This window comes from Halomonas cerina, assembly GCF_014192215.1.
GTDB lineage: Bacteria > Pseudomonadota > Gammaproteobacteria > Pseudomonadales > Halomonadaceae > Halomonas > Halomonas cerina.
The window spans coordinates 195,878-202,819 of record NZ_JACHXP010000007.1; the positions used below are offsets into that span (position 1 = coordinate 195,878).

Sequence of the window (6,942 nt, forward strand, 5' to 3'; positions counted from 1 at the left end):
TGATAGGTGGGTGTGCTATGTCTCGCGGCAATGGTAATCTATATATTTCCTTTGTTTCCATGGGGCAAGGTGACTGCACGGTCGTTTCGCTGCCCAATGGCAAAATCCTTATGATCGATTGCGGAACTGCCCGTTGGAATACGGACTACAATACCGGCCGTGACAGGAGTCAAAGCCGTGACGATCAGCTCACGCAAATTAGACAGTTGCGTCAGGGAGTCATTGATACCCTTTACGCTGATCGTCATTTGCATAACTACAACAAGATTGATGCGTTGGTGATGACGCATCCGGATAAGGATCATTGTAATGAGCTCTTCAGTGTTCTATTCGAAAAAGGTCCAGAGATTGTCAATGTATATTACAGTTACCAGGACCTCGCTAGATATACTGAAGGTGGGGCTGGCAGTTGGCTGACAAACTTTGCCAATGTAACGGGCCAACGCTATGCCGTTGCCATCAATCAAGAAGGCGTCCGTCTAAATGGCAATGATGTTGCGAATGCGACCAATTCCGGCGATGGAGCCATTCACCGAAAATCCGTTGATCCCACGACAATGGGATTTGTCAAGATTCTTCAGGGAACGGACTCCGGTAGAGGAGCCAAACCTTGCGAAGTGTTCCTTCTGGCCGGAGACGTGAAGGAATACCAGAATGTCCGAGACAAATCCGATGCCAAGAACCGGGGCAGCGTGGTTACGCTTATTGTCTTCGGCAACCAGAAATTCATGATTTGCGGCGACGCCACCTTCAATACGGAAAAGTTTTTAAAAGATACCTATGGCGACACGCTAAAAAACCTGGAGTTGATACAGATGGGCCATCATGGAAGCCTGACGTCATCTTCTTGTTCGACTTTTCACGATCTTGAACCCGCTGTGAAAAGTATAGGTTTTGTCAATCACGTGAATCCGCGAGGGGCAGTAATAAGTGCAGCGGTAGATAGTGGCTCTTCATTGAAACTGCCTCGATACGAAACCATTCAAAAATACAGCACGTTGCCTGAAGCCACTCGGCGTCTTATACCTCGGCCGGGAAATACCATTGATTGCTGGTGGACCACAATGGAACGGCAACCCAATAAAAAAAGAAAAAAAATGAGGCGGGTTCTGGTTTCTCACTATGAACAAAAAGACGTCGATCTGGAAATAGTCGCGACAGGCAAGCTCGGAACCATCGAATATGATAGAAGCAATGCCGATGTTTAATCGTATTTTATCGTTTCTCCATTCAGGTTGAGCCGCATGGATTATAAATCGATTATCGAGGGTCATTATAAAGACGACACGCTGGATATACCGGCTAGTGCACTGGCCCCCGGTGATGCAGCGCGGCTGATCGAAAAGTGTGTTCCCGAGAAACGGCTGCTGATCCAGTCGATCACGTCCAAAGCGGATGATGCGGATGGCATGACCTTGATTGGCGAAGGGGGCAATGCGCCGTTTTCCGGTATGTCGGTGGAACTCCGCTTTACTTGGGTTGGGGATGATCTGCGTTTTCAGATCAAGGCTTCTTCGTTAACTTCTTGGCATTTGGGTAAGAGTTTTCCGTCGCTGGAGAATAGTCTGCTGGAGGAGCTTCGCTTCGAGTCACCCACTTTTCTTTATCTGGCCAGTGATCGTGTTTCGGAGGACATCAATATCGGTTTGACCTTCGATGGGACCTTACAGACCGGGACGGGCGGACTGCGGAACTATGGATTTTTGGCAGCTGCTGCTCCGACGGTTAGGTTAACAGGAAGTATCGATTATCAGGACGGCGCCCCTAACATGAGCTTGAAGGCGCCTCTTGCTGCTCGGGTTTCCCTGGGGTTTCTCGAGATAAGCAAGATTGATGTGTGGCTGCACATAGAATCGCGAATAAACAGCAAAATCAAGGCAGTTCAAACCGAGTCATTCGTGGAATTCCGTGCACTTATTGAGCTCCCAGCCCGACGGAAGACCTATAAGATTCCCCTGAGCGCCTTTTTGTACAATCCTGAAAACAATATTCAGTTTGATGCCGAACTGACGGAATTGGTGGACGCTACGCTGGATGAGCTGGCGTTATTTCTGAACAGCCTTGATCCGAAGGCATTGATTCCCGCGGAAGTCCACTTGGAAGATGTCATCCGTCTTTCGCATCTTGTTGTTCAAATTGATCCAAAGGGAGTCAACAAACTGCGTTCCGTGCGACTTGGTATCGATACGACGCGGTCTTGGGATGTCATCAAGGATGTGGCTGGAAACCCGATATTGGCAGTGGAGGGATTGCACCTGTATTTCGGCCTGTACGCGCCCTTCAAGAGCGGTGGTCTGCAAATGGGCGTCGTCGGTGAAATTGGCATCGGCGAGAACGGGGTCCTGGAAATGGGGGCGTCCTATCCGGACTTTGCAATTCGCGGGACGCTAAAAACAGGCACGAAAATCCGTTTGCGGGAGCTTTTTTCACAGATATTCGGTTATGGCATCCAGGCAGTGCCCGACTTGAGCATCGTGGACATGGAGGTGAACATCAAGCCTTCGGAGTCTTACTCTGGTTCGATGGACATACGGGGTGATTGGGAGATTCCCGTGGGAACGAATTCCTTGGCGATCGAAGAGATTGTGTTTGCCGTTGACTATCAGAAATCACAGGGCGTCACCGGCAGTTTTGAAGGGATAATTGCCCTGGACGCCCAAGACTTGCGGTTGAGCGCGAATCACCCTGCCGCTAATGAAGGCTGGATATTCGAAGGCGGCTCCGCTCCGGGCCAGCAGCTTGAAATGGAAACTTTGCTTGGCGATCTGGAATATCATTTCAACGTCGAGTTTCCTCGTTTCATCAGCCAGTTGGTTGTCAAGGATCTCTTTGTTCGCTATGCCACCAAGAACAGCGATCTGTCGCTTACCTGCGAAACACAATTTCCCCTGGAACATCTGACTCAAGATAAGTGGCCCGATTTCTCGCTTGACATCGCCCTCAATCATGTTGACGGACGGTACATCAAACACCTGAGCGGTTCGCTGAGTATCGCGGGACTGGAGTTCGAGGCGGCTATAGAAACCGGTGGATCTGAGGATGTCTTTTGGGGCGACTACCAAAACCCAGGGGGCAAGACCTTCACCGTTGCCGACATCCTGGGGCTTGTGACCACGGAACAGGCGCTGCTGGATGCCACGCAGGGGCTGGCGTTCGACATCAAGGATGCCTTCCTCGGTTACTACAAGGGCCGGGAGAAAAACGCCGCCGCCAAGTGGCTGCTGGGCCTGGACATGGATGTCGGCGCCGATCTTACGGCTCTGCCGCTGGTGGGTAAGTATATTCCCAAGGAAGAGTCGCTGCGCCTGACCTTCCAGCCGCGAATCGCCACTGGGGATTTGGGCGCCGCCGAGACCGAAGCGTTCAAGGGCCTGATCGGTGGGCAGGATATCCCCTTGCCGGCCAGCCTGTCCAAGGGAGTTACCCTGGACATACAGCTCAATATCGGCGGCACCACGGTTCCGGCTTCGCTGCCGGTGGGCCTGCACAACGGCGAGCTGGCCGGTCCCGCCCGGGCGCCGGCTCCGATGCCGGGCACGGACGATGCGCCGGCTGAGAAGATCAGCTGGTTCAACCTGCAGAAATCTTTCGGCCCGCTGCAGTTTCAGCGCGTGGGTATCCAATTCGAGAACGGCGAATTGGGCTTTCTGTTCGATGGCGGATTCTCGGTGGGTGGGCTCTCGCTGTCGCTGCTGGGCCTGGAGGCCAGCACCAGGCTCAAGCCCATCGACCTATCGTTCGACCTGACGGGGCTGGCGCTGGATTTCCGCAAAGACCCCATCGAGATCGGCGGGGCCTTCCTCAAGGAACAGCTGCTCGACGACAACCACCGTCCCTACACGGCCTACGACGGCGCCGCCGTTATCCGGGCCAAACAGGTGTCGTTGTCCGCGATCGGTTCCTATGCCGATTACCAGGGGCACCCGTCGATGTTCATCTACGCGGTGCTGGATGCCCCATTGGGCGGTCCGACCTTTTTCTTCGTGACCGGGTTGGCCGCGGGCTTCGGCTTCAATCGCGCCTTGAAGGCGCCGTCCATCGACCAGGTGAAACAGTTTCCGCTGGTGGCCCAGGCAGTCGCTGGAGTGCCCGACGAGAAAATCGACATCGCCACCGAGATCCGTACGCTGCACAGCTATATTCCGCCGGCCAGCGGCGAGTATTTCCTGGCGGTGGGCATCCGCTTCACCTCGTTCGAGTTGATCAAGTCCTTCGCGCTGCTCATGGTCAGTTTCGGCAAGCGGTTAGAGCTGGACCTATTGGGCCTGTCGACGCTGGTCCTGCCCGGGAACACCCAGGCCGGGGTGACGCCGCTAGCGGAGGTCCAGCTCGCCCTGAAAGCCAGCTTCGATCCCCAGGTGGGTTTCCTCGGTGTCGAGGCCAAGCTCACGCCGGCCTCCTACCTGCTGTCGAAGAGCTGTCATCTGACCGGTGGGTTCGCCTTCTACAGTTGGCTGTCCGGCAAGCATGAGGGGGATTTTGCCCTGACCCTGGGAGGATATCATCCCAGCTATCGGCCGCCGACCCATTATCCCTGCGTCGACCGTCTGGGTTTCAACTGGGTGGTGAGTCGCAAGCTGAGCATCAAGGGCGATGCCTACTTCGCCCTGGTCCCTTCGGCGGTGATGGCTGGCGGACACCTCAACGCGCTATGGGAGGACGGCAATCTGCGCGCCTGGTTCACCGCCGGCGCCGATTTTCTGCTGGCCTGGAAGCCCTATCACTACGATGCGCGGATCTACGTGGACGTGGGTGTGTCCTACACCTACCACTTCTTCGGCACCCATCACATCACGGTGGACGTCGGTGCGGATCTGCACATCTGGGGCCCCGATTTCGCCGGTACGGCGCGTGTGCATCTGTGGATCGTGACCTTCCATGTCGCCTTCGGTGCGAGTTCCCTGACGCCGCCGCAGCCGATCAAATGGGAGGAATTTCGCGCGTCCTTTCTGCCGCCGACGTCGAGCGATATCTGTCGAGTCTCGGTCAAGGACGGCCTGGAGAAGAAATCAGGCCAAGGCAAGAAGGCCAGGTTCGTGATCAGTCCCAAGGGATGTGTGCTCGGCATTGATTCGCTGATTCCGTTCAAGTCGGCCAAGCTGCGGTTGTCCGACGACAGCGCCGATGATCAGCCGCTGGCCCTGGACGGCTCGAATACGAACTGGGGAGTGGGCCCCATGGGCATGAGTATCGGGGACACGGACTCCCGGGTAGTGTTGACGATCAAGCAGGAGAAGGACCATGTCGGCCACCAGTTCACGATATCGGCGGTGAACAAAAGCGTTCCCACGGCCCTGTGGGGGCAGTCGGTACTGCCTTCCTTGAACGGCGACCGTTTGATCGACGAAGTGGCCTGCGGTTTCGAGATCACCGGACTGCCGCCGACACCCCCCCACCAGTCACCGCAGTTCATCCCAGAGGACAAGTTCCGCTTCAGCATGGATACCCTGCCGAACAGCTGGCAATGGTCGGATCTCTCTGACGCTGAACCGCCCGCCGCTATTCCACTGAATGCCCCTGATCAAGAGGCGCAACGCCGGGACTATCTGCGTAAGCATATCGAAACCGTGCAGTCGGAACGGACCGAACTCCTGCGGCAGCTGGGCTTCGGCACGCCGGTGTTTCCCGACAAAGCCGTTGCCGATGCCTTCGTCGTCGCACCGCGCTTGAGCGAAGCGACGGCTTGACCCCCTGACCTGGAAGATTCCAATACACCATGGCTGATGACAACTCTCCACGTCGATTAGAATTCGTGCAGTTCCACCTGCCGAGTCTGACGGCCGGTGACTATTCGATCGAGATCGAGCAGACCATCGAAAGCGCGCACAGCAAGAAGCTGCGCACCGGCAACCGGTTTTTCGGTCGATTGGATGTCACCGTGGGCGGCGAGCGCATTCTGCTAAAACCCGCTGACATCGACGCGGTGTTTCCCCCCGAGGGCAGTCTGCTGGATCACAGCAACATCCTTCCGCACATCAGTCTCAAACGCAGCACCCTGCCTTGGGAACGGAATGCGGATGAGAATGACCCAGAAAGCCCGTTTCTGGCGCTGCTGGTGTTCGATGAGGCTGAGCCGGTCCAGCGCAAGAACATCAAATTGCGCGAACTGCAGACCACGCTGCCGGGCTTTTCGATCGCCCCTGGCGAGGACCCGGATGACAGCGCGATGGTCATCGATCTGCCGCTCTCACTGCTGTCGAAGGTCCTGCCGAGTGTCGAGGAACTCAAGCTGCTTACGCATGTGCGTAGGAGTCCTGCCGGCGATGAAACGGCCGTGGTCATCGCCAACCGGGTGCCCGCCCAGGGCGTGACCAGCACGGCCTATCTGGTCTCACTGGAAGGCGGCTACAAGAACAGCGGGGCGGGGAAGCCAACCTTCCAGGGGAAGACCAGCATCCGCCTGGTTTGTTTGAAGCACTGGCGCTTCTCCTGTCTGCGCAGGTACCTGCTGACCCCCGAGGTGTTGAGCAAACTGGAAGACTCGGTGCCCGACACGGATTTTCAGGGGCTGAAACAGCTGCAGGACGTGGAGATCACGGGACGCACGGCCTTTCTTGAAGCCGTGAAGCAGCAACTAGGCCGTGATGTGCCGTCCAGCTACCGTGATGCCCTGCTGAAGATAGCAGAATGGAAGAAGACATTTCGGGAGGTCCTGTTGCAGTTGGACCATGGCGTTTTTCGTCTGCCGCCGAAGGGAGTGGCCGAATCCACTCTGGCCTCCGGCTTCGTTCCCTTGCCTCACCAGTTCCGCAACGGCGAAGCGCTGGTTTCCTGGTATCGCGGCCCTCTGCTGCCCGGCAGCGGATCCTCCCGGGACTGGCCGGGACCGGTGAGGTCGGCAGACGCCCTAGGCTTTGTCCGAAAACCCTAATTTGCTAATGTCACCTATGCCGCAGCAGCATAGGTGACCCATGGCAGGACGCTACGAGATCTCCGACCACG

Annotated in this window: 3 protein-coding genes; all 3 read left to right on the top strand. The window is 56.4% G+C overall.

Features of this window, described 5'->3' with window-relative positions; translation table 11 throughout:
* Positions 1-17: 17 nt before the first annotated feature.
* From FHR94_RS09205 to FHR94_RS09215, 3 genes are read left to right on the top strand one after another with little or no spacing between them, the layout of a single operon-like run.
* The gene (locus tag FHR94_RS09205; RefSeq protein ID WP_183325369.1) at positions 18-1,208 is read left to right on the top strand and encodes a ComEC/Rec2 family competence protein; all 1,191 of its coding nucleotides are present in this window, start codon (positions 18-20) and stop codon (positions 1,206-1,208) included.
* A 36-nt stretch (positions 1,209-1,244) separates the two neighbouring features.
* Complete coding sequence (locus FHR94_RS09210; RefSeq protein ID WP_183325371.1) at positions 1,245-5,687, top strand: DUF6603 domain-containing protein; 4,443 nt, start codon at positions 1,245-1,247, stop codon at positions 5,685-5,687.
* A 29-nt stretch (positions 5,688-5,716) separates the two neighbouring features.
* Positions 5,717-6,871, top strand: a complete 1,155-nt coding sequence (locus FHR94_RS09215) for a hypothetical protein (protein WP_183325372.1) — start codon at positions 5,717-5,719, stop codon at positions 6,869-6,871.
* Positions 6,872-6,942 lie beyond the last annotated feature (71 nt).

What these genes read in the sequence shown, in the direction of transcription:
- FHR94_RS09205 (WP_183325369.1), top strand. Translation starts at nt 18, where the DNA reads ATGTCTCGCGGCAATGGTAATCTATATATTTCCTTTGTTTCCATGGGG.
- FHR94_RS09210 (WP_183325371.1), top strand. Translation starts at nt 1,245, where the DNA reads ATGGATTATAAATCGATTATCGAGGGTCATTATAAAGACGACACGCTG.
- FHR94_RS09215 (WP_183325372.1), top strand. Translation starts at nt 5,717, where the DNA reads ATGGCTGATGACAACTCTCCACGTCGATTAGAATTCGTGCAGTTCCAC.